At 42.5% G+C, this 19,893-nt stretch carries 25 protein-coding genes; 18 read left to right on the top strand and 7 right to left on the bottom strand.

Features of this window, described 5'->3' with window-relative positions; all coding sequences use genetic code 11:
- Positions 1–71: 71 nt before the first annotated feature.
- Positions 72–1,061, top strand: a complete 990-nt coding sequence (locus PAP_RS02925; protein ID WP_048164613.1) for an AIR synthase family protein — start codon at positions 72–74, stop codon at positions 1,059–1,061.
- Here the strand turns inward: PAP_RS02925 and PAP_RS02930 are convergent.
- Genes PAP_RS02930 through sppA form a run of 3 tightly spaced genes read right to left on the bottom strand, consistent with a single transcriptional unit; the run spans position 1,058 to position 3,555 of the window.
- Complete coding sequence (locus PAP_RS02930) at positions 1,058–2,059, bottom strand: AI-2E family transporter (RefSeq protein ID WP_048164614.1); 1,002 nt, start codon at positions 2,057–2,059, stop codon at positions 1,058–1,060. The two genes, PAP_RS02925 and PAP_RS02930, sit on opposite strands and share 4 nt — an antisense overlap.
- Position 2,060: 1 nt before the next feature.
- Complete coding sequence (locus tag PAP_RS02935) at positions 2,061–2,540, bottom strand: PH1570 family protein (RefSeq protein ID WP_048164615.1); 480 nt, start codon at positions 2,538–2,540, stop codon at positions 2,061–2,063.
- 4 nt (positions 2,541–2,544) lie between these two features.
- A complete protein-coding gene (gene sppA, locus PAP_RS02940; protein ID WP_048164616.1) occupies positions 2,545–3,555 on the bottom strand; it encodes a signal peptide peptidase SppA in 1,011 nt (336 codons plus the stop codon).
- Between the two features lie 61 nt (positions 3,556–3,616).
- Here sppA and PAP_RS02945 point away from each other — a divergent pair, with 61 nt between their 5' ends.
- The 4 genes from PAP_RS02945 (at position 3,617) to PAP_RS02960 (ending at position 5,970) form a co-directional block, all read left to right on the top strand.
- Entirely contained in the window at positions 3,617–4,465 is an 849-nt protein-coding gene (locus PAP_RS02945) for an energy-coupling factor ABC transporter ATP-binding protein (protein ID WP_048164617.1), read from the top strand.
- 97 nt (positions 4,466–4,562) lie between these two features.
- On the top strand, positions 4,563–4,799 hold the full coding sequence (locus tag PAP_RS02950) for an LSM domain-containing protein (RefSeq protein WP_048164618.1): 237 nt from the start codon (positions 4,563–4,565) through the stop codon (positions 4,797–4,799).
- Positions 4,800–4,819: 20 nt separating this feature from the next.
- Positions 4,820–4,993 carry a 50S ribosomal protein L37e gene (locus tag PAP_RS02955; protein WP_048164619.1) on the top strand — a complete coding sequence of 58 codons (174 nt, stop codon included), beginning with the start codon at positions 4,820–4,822 and terminating at the stop codon, positions 4,991–4,993.
- A gap of 80 nt (positions 4,994–5,073) precedes the next feature.
- Positions 5,074–5,970: a zinc ribbon domain-containing protein gene (locus PAP_RS02960; protein ID WP_048164620.1), complete on the top strand. Its 897-nt coding sequence runs from the start codon at positions 5,074–5,076 to the stop codon at positions 5,968–5,970.
- Here the strand turns inward: PAP_RS02960 and PAP_RS02965 are convergent.
- The gene (locus PAP_RS02965; RefSeq protein WP_048164621.1) at positions 5,930–6,988 is read right to left on the bottom strand and encodes an NOG1 family protein; all 1,059 of its coding nucleotides are present in this window, start codon (positions 6,986–6,988) and stop codon (positions 5,930–5,932) included. The genes PAP_RS02960 and PAP_RS02965 overlap by 41 nt on opposite strands.
- 177 nt (positions 6,989–7,165) lie before the next feature.
- Between PAP_RS02965 and PAP_RS02970 the strand changes: the two genes are divergently transcribed.
- Complete coding sequence (locus PAP_RS02970; protein WP_052649042.1) at positions 7,166–7,696, top strand: lamin tail domain-containing protein; 531 nt, start codon at positions 7,166–7,168, stop codon at positions 7,694–7,696.
- On the opposite strand, the gene PAP_RS02975 is transcribed toward PAP_RS02970, so the two are convergent.
- Together PAP_RS02975 and PAP_RS02980 are read right to left on the bottom strand one after the other, a co-directional pair.
- Positions 7,690–7,932, bottom strand: coding sequence for a DUF504 domain-containing protein (locus PAP_RS02975; protein ID WP_048164622.1), 243 nt, complete (start codon positions 7,930–7,932; stop codon positions 7,690–7,692). The genes PAP_RS02970 and PAP_RS02975 overlap by 7 nt on opposite strands.
- A 9-nt stretch (positions 7,933–7,941) precedes the next feature.
- Positions 7,942–8,631, bottom strand: coding sequence for an MBL fold metallo-hydrolase (locus tag PAP_RS02980; RefSeq protein ID WP_048165915.1), 690 nt, complete (start codon positions 8,629–8,631; stop codon positions 7,942–7,944).
- A gap of 180 nt (positions 8,632–8,811) precedes the next feature.
- Here PAP_RS02980 and speB point away from each other — a divergent pair, with 180 nt between their 5' ends.
- The 4 genes from speB (at position 8,812) to metG (ending at position 13,332) form a co-directional block, all read left to right on the top strand.
- On the top strand, positions 8,812–9,684 hold the full coding sequence (speB, locus tag PAP_RS02985; RefSeq protein ID WP_236627005.1) for an agmatinase: 873 nt from the start codon (positions 8,812–8,814) through the stop codon (positions 9,682–9,684).
- 125 nt (positions 9,685–9,809) lie between these two features.
- The gene (locus PAP_RS02990) at positions 9,810–10,124 is read left to right on the top strand and encodes a Gar1/Naf1 family protein (protein WP_048164623.1); all 315 of its coding nucleotides are present in this window, start codon (positions 9,810–9,812) and stop codon (positions 10,122–10,124) included.
- Positions 10,125–10,130: 6 nt separating this feature from the next.
- Positions 10,131–11,051 carry a transcription initiation factor IIB gene (locus tag PAP_RS02995; protein WP_048164624.1) on the top strand — a complete coding sequence of 307 codons (921 nt, stop codon included), beginning with the start codon at positions 10,131–10,133 and terminating at the stop codon, positions 11,049–11,051.
- Positions 11,052–11,241: 190 nt separating this feature from the next.
- Positions 11,242–13,332 (top strand): methionine--tRNA ligase, encoded by a 2,091-nt coding sequence (gene metG / locus PAP_RS03000; RefSeq protein WP_048164625.1) that lies wholly within the window; start codon positions 11,242–11,244, stop codon positions 13,330–13,332.
- 34 nt (positions 13,333–13,366) lie between these two features.
- On the opposite strand, the gene PAP_RS03005 is transcribed toward metG, so the two are convergent.
- Positions 13,367–14,209: an SDH family Clp fold serine proteinase gene (locus PAP_RS03005; protein ID WP_048164626.1), complete on the bottom strand. Its 843-nt coding sequence runs from the start codon at positions 14,207–14,209 to the stop codon at positions 13,367–13,369.
- A 130-nt stretch (positions 14,210–14,339) separates the two neighbouring features.
- On the opposite strand from PAP_RS03005, the gene PAP_RS03010 reads away from it, so the two are divergent.
- The 8 genes from PAP_RS03010 (at position 14,340) to PAP_RS03045 (ending at position 19,835) form a co-directional block, all read left to right on the top strand.
- Positions 14,340–14,726 (top strand): ArsR/SmtB family transcription factor, encoded by a 387-nt coding sequence (locus tag PAP_RS03010; protein WP_048164627.1) that lies wholly within the window; start codon positions 14,340–14,342, stop codon positions 14,724–14,726.
- Positions 14,727–14,767: 41 nt separating this feature from the next.
- Positions 14,768–15,058 carry a MazG nucleotide pyrophosphohydrolase domain-containing protein gene (locus tag PAP_RS03015; RefSeq protein WP_048164628.1) on the top strand — a complete coding sequence of 97 codons (291 nt, stop codon included), beginning with the start codon at positions 14,768–14,770 and terminating at the stop codon, positions 15,056–15,058.
- Between the two features lie 203 nt (positions 15,059–15,261).
- On the top strand, positions 15,262–15,711 hold the full coding sequence (locus PAP_RS03020; protein ID WP_048164629.1) for an Lrp/AsnC family transcriptional regulator: 450 nt from the start codon (positions 15,262–15,264) through the stop codon (positions 15,709–15,711).
- A gap of 91 nt (positions 15,712–15,802) precedes the next feature.
- Positions 15,803–16,516 carry a DUF92 domain-containing protein gene (locus tag PAP_RS03025; protein WP_048164630.1) on the top strand — a complete coding sequence of 238 codons (714 nt, stop codon included), beginning with the start codon at positions 15,803–15,805 and terminating at the stop codon, positions 16,514–16,516.
- Positions 16,517–16,557: 41 nt separating this feature from the next.
- A complete protein-coding gene (locus PAP_RS03030) occupies positions 16,558–17,085 on the top strand; it encodes an ASCH domain-containing protein (protein WP_048164631.1) in 528 nt (175 codons plus the stop codon).
- 103 nt (positions 17,086–17,188) lie between these two features.
- Positions 17,189–17,563: a hypothetical protein gene (locus PAP_RS03035; RefSeq protein ID WP_052649045.1), complete on the top strand. Its 375-nt coding sequence runs from the start codon at positions 17,189–17,191 to the stop codon at positions 17,561–17,563.
- 66 nt (positions 17,564–17,629) lie between these two features.
- Positions 17,630–19,408 (top strand): ribosome biogenesis/translation initiation ATPase RLI, encoded by a 1,779-nt coding sequence (locus PAP_RS03040; RefSeq protein ID WP_048164633.1) that lies wholly within the window; start codon positions 17,630–17,632, stop codon positions 19,406–19,408.
- A gap of 49 nt (positions 19,409–19,457) precedes the next feature.
- Positions 19,458–19,835 carry a RidA family protein gene (locus tag PAP_RS03045; protein ID WP_048164634.1) on the top strand — a complete coding sequence of 126 codons (378 nt, stop codon included), beginning with the start codon at positions 19,458–19,460 and terminating at the stop codon, positions 19,833–19,835.
- Positions 19,836–19,893: the final 58 nt, after the last annotated feature.

A 19,893-nucleotide genomic window follows, 5' to 3' on the forward strand; every position in this document is an offset into this window, starting at 1 on the left:
TACTTCACATCGTTTATATATCTTCCGACAAGCTTTTAATCCCCAAGCCCTACTTCCTCTGGCGATGAAAAATGCTTCCGGGTAAAGTTCCACCAGAAAAGCTTAAGGAGATAGTTTTCAATCACTTAGGAGCGAAAGGTGAGAGAATTTTAATCCCCCCTAGTGTGGGAGTTGATGCTTCAGCGGTAGAGTTTGGTGATAAAGTCCTAGTGGCTACAAGCGACCCCATAACCGGTGCTTCAAAGCACATAGGGTTTTACGCTGTCAATGTGAATGCAAACGACATTGCCACAATGGGCGCTAAACCAAAATGGTTTTTAGTTACGATTTTGCTCCCTGAAAACGCAGATGAGGCGCTTTTGAGGGAAATAATGGATGACTTGGATAAGAGCGCTAAGGCGTTGGGAATCGCTATTATAGGCGGCCACACGGAAGTCACTGTGGGCCTAGACAGACCTATAGTGATGGGGGCTATGCTAGGAGAGACGACTAAAGAGAAGCTTACCTCAGCCGCAAACGCTAAAGCGGGTGACAAAATAATCCTCACCAAGGGACTTGCGATAGAGGGAACTTCCATAATAGCAAGCGAAAGAGAAGAGGAGCTTAAAAATGCGTTTGGAGAGGAGTTCGTAGAGAGAGCAAAGGCATTTCTCTGGAAGATAAGCGTTGTAAAAGATGCACTAATAGCGAGTGAAATCGGGGTTAGCGCTATGCACGACCCAACGGAGGGAGGTGTTGCCAACGGACTGCACGAGATGGCTGATGCGTCAGGCTTGGGTTTTAGGGTCTATTGGGAAAAGCTCCTTATAGCAGAGGAAACGAGGAAAATATGTGAATATTTTGAATTAAATCCGTTTGCATTGATAAGCTCTGGAGCACTTTTGATTTCAGCTCCCAAAGAAAATGCTGGGAAAATCGTGGAGGCACTTGAAAGGGAGGGCATCAAGGCCTCGATTATTGGGGAGTTCCTTGGAGAAAAAGAAACTCGAGTCCTCATAAAGAATGGGAAAGAACAGCCCCTTGAACAGCCTGAGACCGATGAGCTCTGGAAGCTCTTTTAGCCAGCTATTATTTCTTTCTCCCTTACTTTCCATTCCTCCACGAGCGTCTGCAGAAGTCCCAAACTGACTGGACCAATGATAAGACCTTTAAATCCAAAAGCGATTAACCCCCCAAATATTCCGATGAGCGCTATTACGGCGTTTATTTTTGCACCCTCTGCTATGAGCTTTGGTCTAATTGTTATGTCTGGAATTGGAGAAATAAAGATAGCACCGTAGAGCCCAAACAGTATCCCTGCCAGTACAGCATCGTTGTTTAGTATTAGGTAGAGGGCTCCTGCTACCCACATTACCCATCCTCCTATAACTGGAAGCAGCTCAAGGACTATGCACAGAATTCCAGCAGCCATTGCACCCGTGACGTTCGTTATGTCGAAGATTATGAACCCTACGGCTAAGAAGATTCCCTTTATGGTGCTCAGCAAAAGCCATGTTCTCAAGAGAGCGCTGAGCGTTGCTTCAGCCCTTTTTATTAGTGCCTCCCCAAGCTCGCGGTTGTCTTGAGGTATCAGCCTGTAGAGCTCAAGGGTCAAAAAGCGGGTGTTGCTGAGGGTGGTGTAAAAAATCCCCAAGAAGACCATGACCTGCAGTATGAAAAGGGGAATTGAGAGGGTGTAGTTCAAGAGTGAATCCTTTATTCTTTCGGGTATTGACGTTGAAAGTGAGTTCAAAGTTTCGCTGATTCCTAAGGGGAGATCAGGGCGTGTTATGAACTTCAAAGCATTTGCGACATAGATGTAGATATACTGAAGAGTGCCGCGGAGCCACATTACAACACCAATGACAAAGAGAACAGAAACTATGCCCATTATAGCAGTTAAAGCTATTGCTGAGCTTTTTTCTCCAATCTTTTTAGACAATCTGTGGTGAACAGGAAGGACGATGTAAGCGATGGCAGCTCCAAAAATGAGGGGCGTTACGAAGGGCTCTATTGTTTTCCAAACCAAAAAGAGAATGATTGCAGAAAGAACAAGCCACGCTATAGACTCTCCCTGCATTCTACCACTTCCGCAGATATTTGAGGATTAATTCCCTTGCACCCGGCTTGTTGAAGAGGAAGAGCCTTTTGCTGCCCTCATCAAGGATAAAGTTTTTACCCAAGGCCAAAAGGCCATCTTTGAGTTTGTAAATTTCGCTCTTCTCGAGCTCTTTTTCAATGATGGCTTTAACATCCTTAGGAGCATCAATGCTTTCCAAAGCTCCCTTGAGCTTATCAATTAGGGAACGGTTAACGAACTTGGTTTTGCTGAGCTTTAACTCCTCCCCTTTAACTTCGCTTCCGTCCATAAAAATGCCCCAAAACTCTTTGGCGCACTCAAATGGGTATACATAAGCCTCTCCATAGTCAGGGAGGTAGAGCTCGTAAATAATTGCCAACAGAATTTTTCGAGCGTCTTCACCATAAAACTCTATCCTAAGGTTGAACTTCCCGTCATCGAAGCCATTCTCAAACACTTCAAGCTCCTCCTCACACTGCATTGGCTCACCCCCGAGTGTACGAGATAGCGTACTTTGCGGGCATAAATAGTGAAGAGCTTTGATATATCCCAAAATCTATTTTATTTGCATCATAGAATATTACCTTTGCGCTTGAGACGTTCATAAGGTTCTCGAGGGTTTTTATAGCGTAGTTTAAGTCTCCCAAATCATCAACTAAAACGCCTTTAACATCCGTGGCGAACCAGCTCCTTCCTGTCGCATACTCTTTCGTTGTGTTCATGTCGAGCTTTCTTCCCTCGCTGACCACGTTTAAAAACTCCTCAAAGTAGACATTTACCATATCCGTTATCATCTTTTTCTCTTCATCCGTTAAATCCCGCCATTCCGCTCCCATATCTTTGTACTTGCCTGTTTTGAAAACGTTCACTTTTATCCCATTTTGAGCATAATTCTGCTCTAGATCATAGTGCACGTAAATAACACCTATGCTTCCAACATCAGCCAAGGGATCTGCTATTATCTTGTCTGCAGCGCATGCTATGTAATATCCTCCAGAATTGGCCAGTGAACCTGTATAAGCAACCACAGGTATTTTATAGCTTAGTTTTTTAACTTCCTTATAGATAAGCCTCACGGGGCCAACATATCCTCCCGGGCTCTCTATCCACAGCAAAACTCCACCTATACTTTGGTTCTGCTCGATTTCTTTGATTTTGGTAATTATGTCTTTTGCCATGTAATCATCGATGGGCCCCATTATAGGTAGAATGACTATGGTGCCATTGGCTTCTTTTGGCTTCTCCTTTCTAAGCAGCTCTTTAAGATATTCAATTTCTCCCTGAAGCTCCGTTATCTTTGCTTGTAGCGCAGTATCGTTGCTTATGATAGTGACGTTTGGGACTTGCACCTCAAACCTGTAAGTTTTATTTTCTTCGGTTAGAGCTTTTTGCAGCTCTCCCGTCTGCATGTATAAGAGCACATTTGAGACTATTGCCAGCGCAAGTAAAAGCGTGAGAATAAAACTAAGATACTTCCAAACATCCTCTCTGTTCACACTCACCACCAAAGAAAAATAGCGCTTAAGACTTTTAAACCTTCACCGCCAAGATTAATCCATGGCGCTGATAAGGGTTGAGGATTTAAGCTTCAAATATTTGGGCTCTGAGGATTATTCATTGAAGGGTATTAATCTAAAAGTTAAGAAAGGGGAATTTTTGGGGATTTTAGGGGCAAGCGGAAGCGGTAAGTCAACTCTTTGTTTAACGTTTAACGGGATAATTCCCCACTCAATTTCGGGTGAGTTTGAGGGGAACGTTTATGTGAAGGGATACAACACGAAGGATACGAGCGTTGCAGAGCTTTCTACTCTTGTGGGATTGATTCTTCAAAATCCTGACTCTCAGCTTTTCAACATGACTGTTGAGGAGGAAGTGGCTTTTGGTTTAGAAAACTTGGGCCTCGATGTGGAGGAGATTAAGCGCCGTATTAAATGGGCTTTAAAACTGGCGGGTTTGGAGGGGCTTGAGAATGAATTTCCTCCTAATTTGAGCGGCGGTCAAAAGCAACGCTTGGCTATAGCGAGCGTTTTGGCAATGAAGCCTGAAGTTCTTGTTTTGGACGAGCCAACTTCGCAGCTTGATCCTTTAGGACGGGAGCAAGTTTTGAGTCTGGTCACACTTTTAAACAAAGAGCAGGGAATTACAACAATAATGGTGGAGCACAACACGGACTATCTTTTGAACTTCGCCGATAGGGTTATTGTAATGGATAAAGGTGAGATAATACTGGAGGGGAAGCCCAGGCAGGTTTTTGAGGAAGTTGAACTCTTAAATAGGCTTGGGATAAAAATTCCAACAAGCGTTAAAATAGGACACCGTCTTAAAGAGAAAGGCTGTATCAATAGGGCCGCCTTGAATGAGAAGGAGATTGTTAAAGAGTTGAGGAGGCTATTGAAAAAGGCTTGATATCGAAGGGATTGAAGCATACGAAAGAGTTATAAAGGCTTCTCCCCGTTATCAATGTGAACAACAACTATCTTTGGTTATTTAGGAGGGAAGAAGAATGGCGGAAAGACCACTTGATGTTATCCACAAGTCACTTGAGAAGGACGTTTTAGTAATCTTGAAGAGAGGATTGGAAGTTAGAGGGAAGCTTAAGGGTTATGACATTCACTTGAACATAGTCTTGGCTGATGCTCAACTCGTCGAGAATGGGGAGATTGTGAAGAGCTACGGGCGCATTGTTATTAGGGGAGACAACGTTTTAGCAATTTCCCCTGTTGACTACGAGACTGAGTGAATCTTTAAGAGGTGATTCTCATGGGAAGCGGAACAGCTACAATGGGACAAAGGAATAAGAAGGAGACCCACATTAGGTGCAGGAGATGCGGTAGGAAATCCTTTAACAGGAAGAAGGGCTATTGTGCTGCCTGTGGCTTTGGTAAGAGCAGCAGGATGAGGAAGTACAGCTGGTCAAGGAAGCACAGGAAGTGATTTTTCTTTTTTGTTTTTCTATCTCTCCAGCACCTTAGCCTTAATATACTATGAGTGCTGATCATTAATTGGTGAGCCTTTTGGAGTACAGCAGGATTGAGAAAATTTTGGCGAGTGCATTTGTTCTATTCCTACTTTTAGCAAGCATAAACTTCTTAGATGAGCTGGAAGACATTCCAAAAAGGCCAGACTTTCATGATTACGAGTCAAAATACGTGCCAAGTGAGCTTTTGGAGAATCAAAGCAGACTCAGCTTACTCTCAAGGAACTTTCGTATCCGCTATGATGAGATGAGGGATAACTTAACAAAAGCTCAGGAGCTCTACGTATTTAAAAGGGAAGAGTATAGGGTTGCTTTGGAAAGTAACAATGTTACGGAAGATCTCAAAAACGAGTACTTAAGTGCTAAGAAAGACTATGAAAAAGCCCTTTTAGAATTTAGTGCAGTAGAGGCAGCTTACAAGGAAGTGGAAAACCAGCTCTACGAGCTGAACAATCAAATCCAAGAGCTTAATGAAATGGCATGGAGAGAATATAGGAATGCCTATTCGGTGTATAGAATAAAGGTTTTGCTCTTAAAGCTTCTCTTTGTGCTCCCAGCATTCTTGGCATCTTTCCTCCTCTACAAGCGCTACAAAAACATCTACGCTGCATCCTTAATAGCATACTCCTCTCTGCTCTTAGCGTATCTCGCTGTAGAGGCTGTATGGAGCTCCCTTCAGGTAATTGGATTGAGTCTATTTGGGGCTGTAGCAACGGCTCTAGCACTTTACTACATTAGACGGGAGTACTTAAAGCCCGAGAGAGTTCACAAGCGTAGGATAGCCCAAAACAAGTGCTACAACTGCGGTTTTCCAATAAAAGACGATTATATCATTTGTCCGAACTGCGGGATAAAACTAAAAGAAAAATGTGAGAACTGCGGAGCTATGAAGCCTATCCATTTAGACTTCTGCCCATATTGTGGAGAACAATAGCCTCCATCTCTGGTTTTATTATTCCAATTAGTCTTTCCTTTAGCTTATCAATACCGGTGCCGTCTTTTGCGACTATCCTGATTGGGTCTATGCCTATATCCCTCAAGAAGCTCTCTACTTTCTGAATCTTCTCTTCATCTGCTATGTCCGTCTTGTTAAGCACGACTATAAATGGGAACTCCTTGAACTCCTCATATATCTCCTCGAAGAGGTGCATTTGATGTTCAATTGGATAGCCGCAGTACTCTGATGGGTCGAAGATGTAGATTATCACTTTCCCTAGGTGTTTTAGAGCTAGAATTGCTTGCCTCTCTATTTCGTTGCGCTCGCTCAAAGGTCTATCTAATAGACCGGGTGTGTCTATAACTTGGTATTTAAGCCAGTGTTCTTCGAATTGGCCGACGTTTATCCCTTTTGTCGTGAAAGGATAGCTCGCTACTTCGGGCTTCGCATTGGTAAGCTGCCTCAGGAGCGTGGACTTCCCGACGTTTGGATGTCCCGCTATGACTATTGTAGGAAGGTTAAGGTCAATGATAGGTAAGTCCTTCAAAACGTCTCTAGCTTTGTTTAAATACTCCAATCTGTCTCCTATGTCCTTTATTATGCTCGCAACCCTTCCATAGAACTGTCTTCTAAGTCTTGCCATCTCATCAGGGTCTCTTGAATATCTTATTTTCTCGACGTATCTGTCCTCGAGCATTTTAATGGTCTTAATTGCCCAATTTATCGAAGCTAGGGATTTGTGAAACATGTCCCTATCCACGAGTGTGTCCAAGAGTTCTTGATAGAAAGGCGGTAGGGTAGAAACACCTGGAGTTCTGTCTAAAACTTTCCTTAAGTTATCTCTCAAAACTTGAGAGACAGTTCTAATCCTAAGCTCCTCCCTCTCTCTCGCCTTTTGGAAGGGTTTGCCTCTAGGAGTGGCCGCACTCGCGGCTTTCTCAGCTCTCCTAAAGGCTTTATCAATGAGCTCGTCCGGGAACAGTATTGTAGGCATTTTTTCAAATGGATTTTTCATCTCACTCACCTCTTTTTCTCTCGCCGTTATTGGGTTTTCCCATGGGTTTTTAAAGGTGTTGATGAAGCGAGGAAAGCTTTTTAATATATAGACTTAGTTGGGTGTGAGTTGTTGAATTAAAGGATATTCCGTGAGTCAGAACTTTTATTTAGAGCTTTGATATTAGGGTGAGGAGGCATGAAGAGAGGAAAGAGTGCTTTGGAGTATTTATTCCTACTTGCTGCTGGGCTTATATTGGCGGGAGTTGCTTATAATTACCTATTTGGCATCACCACAAGTTACGAGACGATTTTTCAGGAAATTTCCATACAAATAGATCGCGAGTTTAATCAAACAAATTCAACAGCCCCTAAGATTGTGATATCCTATGTCCATTACGATGCCGAGGGTTGGGATAGACTCAACTTAAACGATGAGTATGTAATAATAGCAAACATTGGAGGGAGTGAAGCTGATTTGGGAGGATGGATGCTCACGGATGAAGTCAATCACACTTACGTCTTTCCGAGCGTTATGATAAAGCCAGGCTCATTAATAACCGTCCACACGGGAAAAGGCACTAACACAGATAAAGACCTCTATTGGGGTCGTGGAAGCCCTGTATGGAACAACAATGGAGACACCGCGTATCTCTATGCTTCAAACGGCACCCTCGCGGATAGTTGCTCTTGGACAGGTAAGGAAGGGGGAGGAATTAGCTGTCACTGACGCTTTTCCCAAATCACCTTTCCATCTATCCGAACCACCTTTAAAATTCGGTGGTAGGGTATTTGTGTATCCTCAATGAAAAAGTAGCCGTGTCCAAGCTCAATTAGGTTTACAGGGATTTTTTTCACATTTCCAAAAGCCCCTCTATGCTCGATGATTATGTAGTAGTCCTCCTCGTTTTCTCGTGGATCGTACTTAATCTTTGATAGAACTTCTTTAACGAAGCCTTTTCTCATAAAAGCACCTCAGATATATCTTTGCATAAGGTCTTTGATTATTTCCATGTTTTTATCCCAGTGTTGTATTATCTTGCCATGGCCAGGCAGTCCTAGGTAGACTTGAAGCTTCTCCAAACGGGCTATGGACTCTATCAATTCTTCAAAGTTTCCTGTGGGCATATCGGGTCTTCCAACGCTGTGATAAAAGACGGTATCCCCAGTAAAAAGAAGCATCTCCTTCGGCTCATATAAGCATATGCTCCCTCTTGTATGGCCGGGAGTATGGATGACTTTGAACTCGAGGGAGCCTATTCTTAAGGAGTCGCCATTTTTGAGCTTTATATCTATTTTGTGGGGCTGGTAGGGTACCCCATAGTAGTAGGAGAGAATTGTGCGGTCGTCGCCTTCTTCGAGGCTCTTTGAAGTGTTTTCATGTGAAGCGAAGATAACCTTCATCCCTAAGCTTTCAAAATAGTCTCTCCAAAGCAAATTTCCTCCGACATGATCAAAATGCTCGTGGGTGTTTAATATGGTCATTTTGTCTATTCCATAAAGATAACCTTCTCTCTCCATAATCTCTTTATAGGAATTGAAAAAGCTCCCAGTCCCAGTGTCTATCATCAATCCTTCGTTTCCATCTTTAACTAAATATATATTCGAATCCAAACTTATACCCCTAAACATGATGGTGTTTGGGGGAATCTCAACTGGAATCATCATAATCACCACCTAAGGGCTCCATCGGGGACCGCGTCATCACCTCTTCAGGAGGGATGAATCTCGTCATTGCCCACTTAACTCTACTTTGTATGCAGTTAAAAATATATCCACTCAATCCTAAAATCCTGTTCCAAAGTTTAAATACATGAAAAGCTATAATGTTTATTGGTGATTTTTATGGATGAGTTACTGTTTTTTGGCATTCCGCAATCTGAGGATCCTAACCTTTATGTCTTGGGCATACCTTGGGATGCTTCCTCTTCTTTTAGAAGGGGAGCAAGAGAAGGGCCAAAAACGATAAGAGCGAGTACTACAGGACTACTATACAACAGCTTTTCTGAAAGTCTAATAGACTTGAGCAAGCTCTGGAGATACAAAGATTTGGGGGATGTTGAGACAGAAGGCAGAACATTTATGGATGTCTACGAAGACGTTCGCAAAACTGTGAAAGAGAATTATAAAAGAGAGGCGCTGTTTCTATTTCTTGGAGGAGACCACTCAATAACGTATCACTCGGTTAGGGCAATAAAAGAGGCTTCGAATGAAGATTTTGGTTTGATATACTTTGATGCTCATCCTGATCTTTATAATGCTTATGATGGTAGCAAATACTCTCATGCATGCGTTGTTAGGCGGTTAGTAGAGGAGGGGGTAGTCGATCCGAAGAACGTAATTCAAATTGGAATAAGAGCTCCTACTAAAGAGCAAATTGAATTTGCAGAGGAAAACGGAATAAAAATCATAAGTGCTGGAGAGTTGTATAAGTCACCCAATGTTAAAATTAAGCTTAAAAGGGCGTATCTGTCTTTTGATATGGATGTCTTAGACCCCGCTTACTGTCCGGGAGTAGGAAATCCTGAGCCTGGTGGTTTGTCTACTAGGAAGCTTTTGGAAGTAGTCTATCAAATCAATACAAAGATTATTGGTTTTGATATTGTAGAATTAGCGCCACAATACGACTATAATGGGATAAGCGGTTTTGTGGCAGCGAAAATTATTAGAGAAGTCTTGGCAGCTGCTGGAAAATATCACTTTTGTTCAGGTATCTAATTTTTTATTTTTCTCAGCATTCTATATAAGATTTACCCATCTTTTTTAATACTCCCGCGTGTAAAGCAAAAGATTTATAAAGGATGAATCGAAAAGTTTAAAAAGAGTTTTGTAGGGGTGGGGGCATGAAACGTTTGGGCAAGGTTTCTCATTATGCTAAGCAGGGTTTCTTGGTAGTACGTTCAGATTGGGCACCATCTTTGAATGATGTCATCGTTGACAAAGATCTTAAAGTTGTCGGTATTGTAAAGGATGTTTTTGGTCCTGTTAAAATGCCCTACATTGCAGTTAAACCAAAGGTTAAGAGACCTGAGGAGTATGTTGGTAAGATGTTGTATTTGGACGAAAGAAAGAGAAGCAAGAGGGGTAGGAAAGGCGGGAAGGGCAAGGCTAAGGGTGCGAGAGGTAAAAGACGCCCCAGCCCCAAAAAGAGGGGGTGATTTATTTTGGCTTCAGCTGAGGATGTTAAGAAGTGTCCAATTTGTGGGAGTGAAAAGTTAATTTACGACCCCGAGAGGGGTGAAATAGTTTGTGCCAAGTGCGGTTATGTGGTTGCTCAAAACATAGTGGACAGCGGTCCAGAGTGGAGAGCTTTTGACGCCGACCAAAGGGCTAGGAGAGGAAGAGTTGGTGCCCCTGTAACCTTTACGATCCACGACAAAGGATTATCAACCATGATTGACTGGCGTAATAAGGACATTCACGGTCACGACATTTCCGCCACAACAAGAGCTCAAATGTATCGTTTGAGAAAGTGGCAAAGGCGTATAAGAGTTAGCGATGCTGCAGAGAGGAACTTAGCATTCGCTTTGAGCGAGCTCGATAGAATGGCTGCTCAGCTAAGTTTGCCAAGAAACCTCAAAGAGATGGCGGCAGTTCTCTACAGAAAGGCCGTTATGGAGCATCTCATAAGGGGGCGCTCTATTGAAGGTGTGACGGCTGCTTGCTTGTATGCGGCTTGTAGGATGGCAAAAATTCCAAGAACGCTCGATGAGATAGAAGAGGTTGCTAGGGTTGATAAGAAGGAAATTGGAAGGAGTTACCGTTTCATTGCGAGAGAGCTTAACTTAAGATTACCGCCCACTAACCCAATAGATTACGTTGGAAGATTTGCCGACCAGCTGGGACTGAGTGAGAGGACTAAGAGAAAGGCTATTGAGATTCTGAAGGAAGCTATAAAGAAAGGCTTAACGAGTGGAAGTGGGCCAATGGGTGTTGCTGCTGCCGCCCTTTACATAGCGAGTGTCCTTGAAGGTGAAAAAAGAACCCAAAGGGAAGTTGCAGAGGTTGCTCACGTTACAGAGGTCACAGTTAGAAATCGCTATAAAGAGCTTGTGGATAAGCTCGGAATTAAGCTCAATATTTGAGCCTATTTTTAATTTCTCTTTTTTAGCTGAAAATACCTTCTTAGAATATCTTTCGGAGTTTTTAAAAGCGAAAATTAGGAGTTATATCAAACTGTGCATATTTTGTAGGCTATAAAATAACTAACCGTAATGTTTAAATCCAAAAAGTCCTTATACCCCTAAAAGTTCAATCATGTGGGGGTGAGAAAAAGTGAGGTACACGGTAACATCAGCCTTGCCTTACGCTAACGGGCCAATTCACGCCGGACATTTGGCCGGAGCGTATCTACCAGCTGATATATTCGTTAGGTACCTAAGGCTCAAGGGTGACGACGTTATATTCATATGCGGAACCGATGAGCACGGGACACCTATAACCTTTAGGGCCCTTAAAGAGAATAGAAGCCCAAGGGAGATTGTTGACTACTATCATGAGCACATAAAGACGACGTTTGAAAGGGCAAAGATAAGCTTCGACTACTTTGGAAGAACTGAGCTGCCGGTCCACTACAGAGTCTCTCAAGAGTTCTTTTTAAAGGCTCTTGAAAACGGACACCTCGTTAAAAAAATTGAGAAGCAGGCCTACTGTGAGCACGATAAAATGTTCCTTCCTGATAGATACGTTATTGGAACTTGTCCCTACTGCGGTGCTGAAGAGCAAAGGGGAGACCAGTGTGAGGTGTGTGGGCACCCATTAACGCCCGAGAAGCTGGTGAACCCGAGATGTAATATTTGTGGAGGTTCAATCACTTTCAAAGACTCCGCTCACTACTATATTAAAATGCAGGACTTCCAAACGAGGCTTAAGGAGTGGATTGAGAAGAACGCTCACTGGAAGCCTAACGTTAGAAACACGGTTTTGGGCTGGATAAACGAGGGACTTGAGGAGAGAGCCATAACAAGGGATTTGGCATGGGGTATCCCAGTTCCATTAGAGGATGAAGACATTAAGGGCAAGGTTCTCTACGTGTGGTTCGAAGCTCCAATAGGCTACATTTCAATAACTATAGAGCACTTTAAGCGTCTTGGAAAGGAAGAGGAGTGGAAGAAATACTGGATTAGTGGAGATGATGAGACTAAAATAATTCACTTCATCGGAAAGGATAACATCCCATTCCACGCCATCTTTTGGCCTGCATTCCTAATGGCACACGGTGGAGATTGGATACTTCCATATGATATTCCCGCGAACGAATACTTAAACCTCGAAGGAAAGAAGTTCTCAACAAGCAGGAACTGGGCTATTTGGGTTCATGAGTTCCTAGATGAGTTCCCTGCGGATTATCTACGCTACTACCTAACGGCCATAATGCCCGAGACAAGGGATGCTGACTTCAGCTTTAAGGACTTCAAGGCTAAAATAAACGAGGAGCTTGTAAATGTCCTCGGAAACTTCGTGCACAGAGCTTTAACATTTGCAAACCGCTACTTCGACGGAAAAGTTCCAGAAGCTGGCGAATTAGATGAACTTGATAAGCAAGCCTTTGAGGAGATTGAAAAGGCATTCAACGAGGTAGGAGAGCTAATCTCAAAATATCGCTTTAAAGATGCCCTAAAGAGAGTGATGGCTTTAGCGGCCTTTGGAAACCGCTACTTCGACTACAAGCAGCCGTGGAAGACTTCAAAGACAGATAGGGTTAGAACAGCGACCACTATACATGTTTCACTCCAAATAGTCAAGGCTCTAGGTGCTTTAACCGAGCCGTTTATTCCTGATGCCAGCGAAAAGATATGGCACTTATTAAACCTCGAAGAAGTCAAGAAATGGGAGTTCACTCCACTCTCACCTGGACACAAAGTTAGAAAAGCTGAGATACTGTTTAGAAAAGTTGAAGACGAGCAAATTAAAGCTTACTTGGAAAAGTATCTACCTGTGCTCCTTGAAAAGTACTTCCCTCAAGAAGTTAAGGCTAAGAAAAAGGAGGAGCCTAAAAAGAAGAAATCTAAAGAAAAGGAAAAGGCGGAGGTTACAGAGATGGGATACATTAAGTTTGAAGACTTTGTGAAGGTTGACCTTAGAGTTGGAAAGATAATAAGCGTTGAAGACCATCCAAATGCTGATAAACTCTATCTATTAAAAGTTGATCTCGGAGACGAGGTCAGACAGCTCGTCGCTGGCCTCAAGAAGTACTACAAGCCTGAGGAGCTCTTGAACCGCTACGTTGTGGTTGTTGCAAATCTTGAACCAAAGAAGCTTAGAGGTGTTGAGAGCCAGGGAATGTTATTGGCAGCTGACGATGGAGAGAGAGTCGCTTTGCTCATGCCTGATAAGGATCTAAAGCCTGGAGCAAGAGTTGGATGACCTCTTTTCTTTTTAAAATTTAAAAAAAGAAAGTTCAGTGTTTGTTTTCTTGATTAACGGAATATGGCATGAACTCCACTGTTCCTCTTTGCCTCATCGGCTGCTTATAGAGATCCATTAAAGCGTATACTTCTTTTGGCACATCTGTGCTAACGTTCAATCCGAGCTTTTTGGCTTCTTCAACGGTGATCGGGTAATCATGAGTCCATCTGCCTTCAGTTAATATTTGGGCTAGCTCTTTAGCTTTTGCTTCCCCATATTTGTCCTTTAACAGGTCATATACAAAGTTTTGAACTTGTTTAATGGCCTTTTCTGCAACATCTGCCAAGATTAGGGTTTGATCGTCTACTTTATCTGCTCCTTTCCTTTCAACAGCCTTTATTATGCTTGGTGCAGGATATTGCCCTAACTGGGGATCTATGGGTCCTAAAACCGCGTGAGGATCCATTATTATCTCATCAGCGGCCAGAGCTATCAATGTTCCCCCGCTCATTGCATAGTGAGGTATTATCACCCTTGTTTTTGCAGGATGGTCTTTCAGGGCCTTAGCTATCTGAGTTGCAGCCAAAACAAGACCGCCTGGTGTATGAAGTATTAAGTTTATTGGTTTATCCTTAGGTGCTGCTCTAATAGCTCTCAGCACTTCTTCGCTGTCTTCAATGCTTATGAACTTGTAAAATGGTATTCCGAAGAGGCCAACACTTTCTTGTCTGTGAATCATGGTTATCACTGTTGAGTTCATCTTTTTTGATAAGCGCTCTAGCACTTTTTTTCTCGCTAGTTGCAGCTGTTTATACTGGATTTGGGGGGCTAACAGCATGTAAAATATTAGAAGCCACCAAATTAGTGATCCTAAAAAGCCACTTAGTGGATCCATGCTTTCACCCCCTTTAATAACTAAATCTTATTATAATCTCATTTTTTAAAATGTTTTCTCAAACCACTAAAGTTAAATTCACATGAAAATTTTTATATAACAAAATAAGTAAATTCCTTTAGGTGATACCATGAAGATTGCGGAGTTAATAGAAAAGCTAAATGATAAGCAGAAGAAGACAGTTCAACGTTGTTTAAGCAAGTGTGAGATAGTGGATTTAAATGAGGAGATTGAGATTGAGATGGACGAAGAAACTGTGAGATTCTTAAAGATCATCTCAAACCCTATAAGGCTTGGTATCCTTAAAATGTTAAAAAACAGGTGGATGTGTGTTTGTTTAATTTCTAAAGGGCTCGAACAGGATCAAACGCTAATTAGCCATCACTTGCGCTCATTGAAAGAGATGAACCTTGTATACGAGAGAAGAGAAGGGAAGCTTAAATTCTACAAAACTAATACAGAAGAGCTCGCTAAATATCTAAAAAAGCTTTCTGAGGGATTTGGAATTAATTGGTAAAACTTTTTTACAGCTTTTTTATTATCTCTTTTGGTGGTTGAATGAGAAAACTACAAAGTGAAGTTGATGAACTTGTAAATGAGTTAGGGGGATACTGGAAACCATTTGAAATGCTTGCTGCGTTGATTGAAGAGCTTGGAGAGTTTTCTAAAGAAATGCTGAAGTTTGAAGGTATTAAAGGGGAGAATAGTAAAGAAAAGCTTATTGAAGAGTTTGGTGATGTACTTTTCGCGCTTGTGTGCATAGCAAACTATTACGGCATAGATTGCGAAGAGGCTTTACGGAAGAGCATCTCTAAATATGCAAATAGGGACTTGAACTTGTGGAAATGATTACTTACTCACTTTGATTTTTTGACTGTTACTCCTTTAAGATCTTTATAACAAAGAGTTAACAATAGTTCGATATTAGTAGGAGATATTGATATCTAAATGATACTTTATGTTCTTTGTGCAACAAAGCTATTCCAGAAGTTTGGATATTGTCCGAAATATTTTTATAAGATTTTACTGTTAAAACTGTTAGGTGATTAATAATGAGGGCAAAAATTGATAAGATTGATATACAGCTTATAAAGTTATTATCAAAGAACTCAAGGCTAACATATAAAGAACTTGCTGAAAGATTGAATACAACTAGACAGAGAATCTCAAGGAGAATGGAGAAGCTCGAGAAGATGGGCGTTATAAAGAAGTATACTGTCATTCCCGACTTTGATAGGCTTGGATACGTGTATGTTATTCTCGGAATTACTTTAAAGCCAGGAGTACAGATTGAGCCGGTTATCGAGAAATTGAAGAAGGAGGACGACGTTAAGATAATTGAAAGGGCAATTGGTGCTCATAGCATCGTAATACACTTAGTTGTCCCCAAGGACATGAAAGGCATTGAGAGGAAGATCAATGAGCTATCCACAAAGATCGATGGAATAGACAAAATGGACATAACCTTCATTACAGACATTGTGAAATTTGACATCCTATGACCTTTTTATTTTTCGTCAATTATCGAAAGAAAGAATAATAAAGCATTTTGTTTTATGGGTCATGAGAATTACCAAACTTGGGGGCTATTGAATGTTGCTCATAAATATAGCAGTGCTTTCAGCGGCTGCAATTATGGCATACAAAAGGAATGCACTGGATCTGAAGGGTGTTTTGGCAGCGTTTTTAGTTGGTTTAGTGACTCTTGAGCTTGGGGGAATAATACCATTCCTAGCACTGGCCACTTTTCTTGGAATTGGGACTTTAGCTACCAAATATCGCTTCAAAGAAAAGGCAAAGATGAAAATTGCGGAAGGGATGAGAGGAACAAGGAGCTGGGGCAACGTCTTTGGCAACGGTCTTATAGCGGCCTTGCTGATAGTTGTTGAATACGTGACAAAACAGGATATCGTTTGGGCGGCTGCATTTAGCTCAATAGCAACGGCAAATGCTGATACCCTAGCTAGTGAGCTTGGAAAGGTCTTTGGTAAGAATCCAAGGCTTATAACTAACTTACGAGAAAAGGTCAAACCTGGGGCTAATGGGGGAGTCACTTTACAGGGTGAGCTTTTTGCATTTGCTGGCTCTTTCATAATTGCTTTAATAGCTCTTCCTCTATTTCAAAATAAGCTTTTTGCGCTGATTGCAATAACATTGGGTGGCTTTTTAGGATGCAATGCGGACAGCGTAATAGGTGCTACGATTGAGAATAGAGGGTGGTTCAACAACGACCTAACGAACTTTGCTGCAACTGCTGTTGGGGCTTTAATCGGAGCGTTAATCTTTCTTGCATTAGGTGGGGTATAAATTTTATAAGTCCCATTTCTCTTTTCGTTTGTGGTGATCTTATGTATCACATAATAGCCCTTCACCAAGTTTATGGAGAATTAATCTTCAGAGGACTAAAGAGTCACGAGATACGACGCTCTAATAAATTTGGGGAGGGAGATATCGTTTTTCTTTATATTGCTAGAGGAAATCCTCATGTTCTCCGTGAGACTCTTCAAAAACTTGGGCTTAGTCAGGAGCAGCTTTTAACGCAGAGGGGCACCATAGCGGGAGGCTTTGAAGTTGGAGAGGTAATAAAAGCGGATTTTGAAACTCTATGGCAGATAACCAAGGATACAAGTGGACTGAGCTTTGTCTATGGGGAAGAAAAGGGCAAAGCATGGCTTAAAGAATATGTGGGAGATTTTGGATATGCATTCACTATAGAAAAGCCCTTCATTTTCAAAGAGCCTATGAGCAGGGAGGAAATGAAGGAGCGCTATGGAGTTCACGTTGAGGGTATAATACACCTTTCAAGCAGAACGAGGAAACCTTGGGTGAAGGAACTTCTCGAGGATTTGACCATTCGAGAGATATTATCCCTTTAATTTGGAATAAATTCAATTTTATCCTCTTTTTGCATCAAAATGGAATAATTTGACGAAAAATCTTAAAAATTTGCATGTAGAAATGTTTTTGGTGGTGCTAAACATGAGGGGACTAAAATTAGCTGCCCTTGCCGTTTTGGCCTTGCTCTTGGGTGTTGGCCTTGCAAGTGCCCAGAGCAGTCAGGATTATGCTGGTACATACTATGCCTCGGGTAAGATATGGTACTACCTATATTTAAATCAGAACAAGACGTTCACAGAAGTCTATGACAAAGCCGTCCAGATAGGTGTTGACAACCAGACTTTAACCCTTGCACTGGAGCTACAGGAGAATGCTACAAAGGACTATGAAGAGGCAGTTGCCTTCGGAACACCAGAAACAGGAAGATTTCCAATCGTTTGGAAGATTAGAAGGGCGTATTTAAACCTCAAGCACGCCGTTGAGCTCCTCAACAAGGCCCTTGCTGACCTGAGCTGAGGTTTCTTTTTTATCTTTTCCACAAGATTTTAAAGTAGCTCCCCTAAGCTTTTCTTGGTGAGGTTAATGACGAGGGTTGCGGTCATTGATTATGATAAGTGTAATCCAGATAAGTGCGGGCATTTCTTATGTGAAAGGGTGTGCCCAGTGAATCGAATGGGTGGAGAGGCCATTATCATAGATGAGGACAACTACAGGCCTGTAATCCAAGAAGCATCGTGTACGGGATGTGGAATATGTATTCACAAGTGTCCTTTCAATGCAATAACCATCGTGAACCTGCCGGAGGAGCTCGATAAAGACTGTGTGCACCGCTATGGAGTAAATGCTTTCGTCTTATACCGTCTTCCTGTGGTGAGAAATGGAAGTGTGACCGGTATTTTGGGCCCAAACGGAACGGGTAAGACAACAGCCGTTAAAATCCTTTCAGGAGAACTCTTGCCAAACCTCTGCGGCTTCAACGACAGCTGGGACAACGTTATTAGGGCTTTTAGAGGAAATGAGCTCCAAAACTACTTTGAGAAGCTCAAGAACAGGGAGATACGAACCGTTGTGAAGCCGCAGTATGTTGACTTAATTCCAAAGGTAGTTAAAGGGAAGGTTAGGGATCTGCTCAAAAAGGCAGACCAGAGGGGAGTTTTAGAGGAGCTTGTAGATGAGCTTGAGCTTAGAAACATTTTGGATAGAGAAATTCAGCAGCTCAGTGGTGGAGAACTGCAGAGGGTAGCGATAGCTGCGGCAATGGCGAGGGAAGCGGACTTCTACTTCTTCGATGAACCTTCATCCTATTTGGATATAAGACAGAGGCTCAAAGTAGCTAGAGCCATTCGGAAGCTGGCGGAAGAAGGAAAGGCTGTTCTCGTGGTTGAGCACGATTTGGCAGTCCTTGACTACTTGAGTGATAATATCCACGTGGTTTATGGTAAGCCCGGTGCTTATGGTATATTCTCCGCTTTGAAGGGCACACGTGTAGGAATAAACGTCTTCCTCAATGGCTATCTCCCAGATGAAAACGTCCGCTTTAGGCCTTATGAGATTAGGTTTACAAAATTCAGCGAAAGAAAAGCCCAAATCGGAGATGTTTTGGTTGAATATCCGAGGCTGGTTAAGGATTATGGAGGCTTTAAACTCGAAGCTGAGGGTGGAACACTCCACGTGGGAGAAGTTATCGGCATCGTAGGTCCAAACGGTATCGGTAAGACAACATTCGTTAAAATGCTAGCCGGAGTAGAGGAACCTACTGAGGGTAAAGTGGAGTGGTCCTTAGAAGTGAGTTACAAGCCCCAATATATCAAGGCGGAGTACGAGGGGACTGTCTTTGAACTCTTGAGCAAGATAGATGCCTCAAAGCTTATGAGCAACCTGTACAAGACGGAGCTCTTAAACCCACTGGGTATCCCTGACCTCTACGATAGAAATGTGAACGAGCTGAGCGGTGGAGAATTGCAAAGAGTTGCCATTACAGCATGCCTTATCAAAGATGCCGACCTATACCTAATAGATGAGCCTTCCGCTTACCTTGACGTTGAGCAGCGCTTAGCGGTCTCAAAGGCCATAAGGAGCTTGATGGCGAAGAACGATAAGACCGCTTTAGTTGTAGAGCATGATGTCCTCATGATTGACTACATAAGCGACCGCTTAATAGTCTTCGAAGGCGAGCCAGGAAAGCAGGGTAAAGCCCTTAGGCCAATGCCAATGAGAGAAGGAATGAACCGCTTTTTGGCAAACGTGGGTATTACGTTTAGAAGAGATCCTGAAACAGGAAGGCCAAGGGCCAACAAAGAGGGAAGCGTCAAAGATAGAGAGCAGAAGGAGAGGGGTGAATACTACTACGTTGAGGCTTGAGCGAAAGCCTCTTATTTTCCTCTTCCAATCCTCTTTTGGAGGTGGTGCTATGAAGGAGATAATATTTACTGAAAAGGCTCCAAAGCCAATCGGCCCCTACAGCCAAGCTGTGAAAGTTGGAAACTTCCTCTTTATCTCAGGGCAGATTCCAATAAACCCTGAGACTGGAGAGCTTATTCAAGGAGATATTAAAGCCCAAACACGCCAAGTTTTGGAGAACATCAAGGCCATTGTTGAAGCCGCGGGAGGAAGCCTCAATAATATCGTAAAGGTAAACGTCTACCTAAAAGACATGAACGACTTCCAAGCCATGAACGAGGTTTATGCAGAGTACTTTGGGGAGTCAAAGCCCGCAAGAGCTGCGGTTGAAGTTGCAAGGCTTCCAAAAGATGTCAAGATAGAGATTGAAGCTATTGCTTTTCTCTGAGTGCTTTTTATTTTTGGATAAAGGTTATATTTTGGAGTGCTCTAATTCTTCTTGTGGT

Origin of the sequence: Palaeococcus pacificus DY20341, from assembly GCF_000725425.1 — an archaeon.
In the GTDB taxonomy this organism is placed as follows: Archaea; Methanobacteriota_B; Thermococci; order Thermococcales; family Thermococcaceae; genus Palaeococcus; species Palaeococcus pacificus.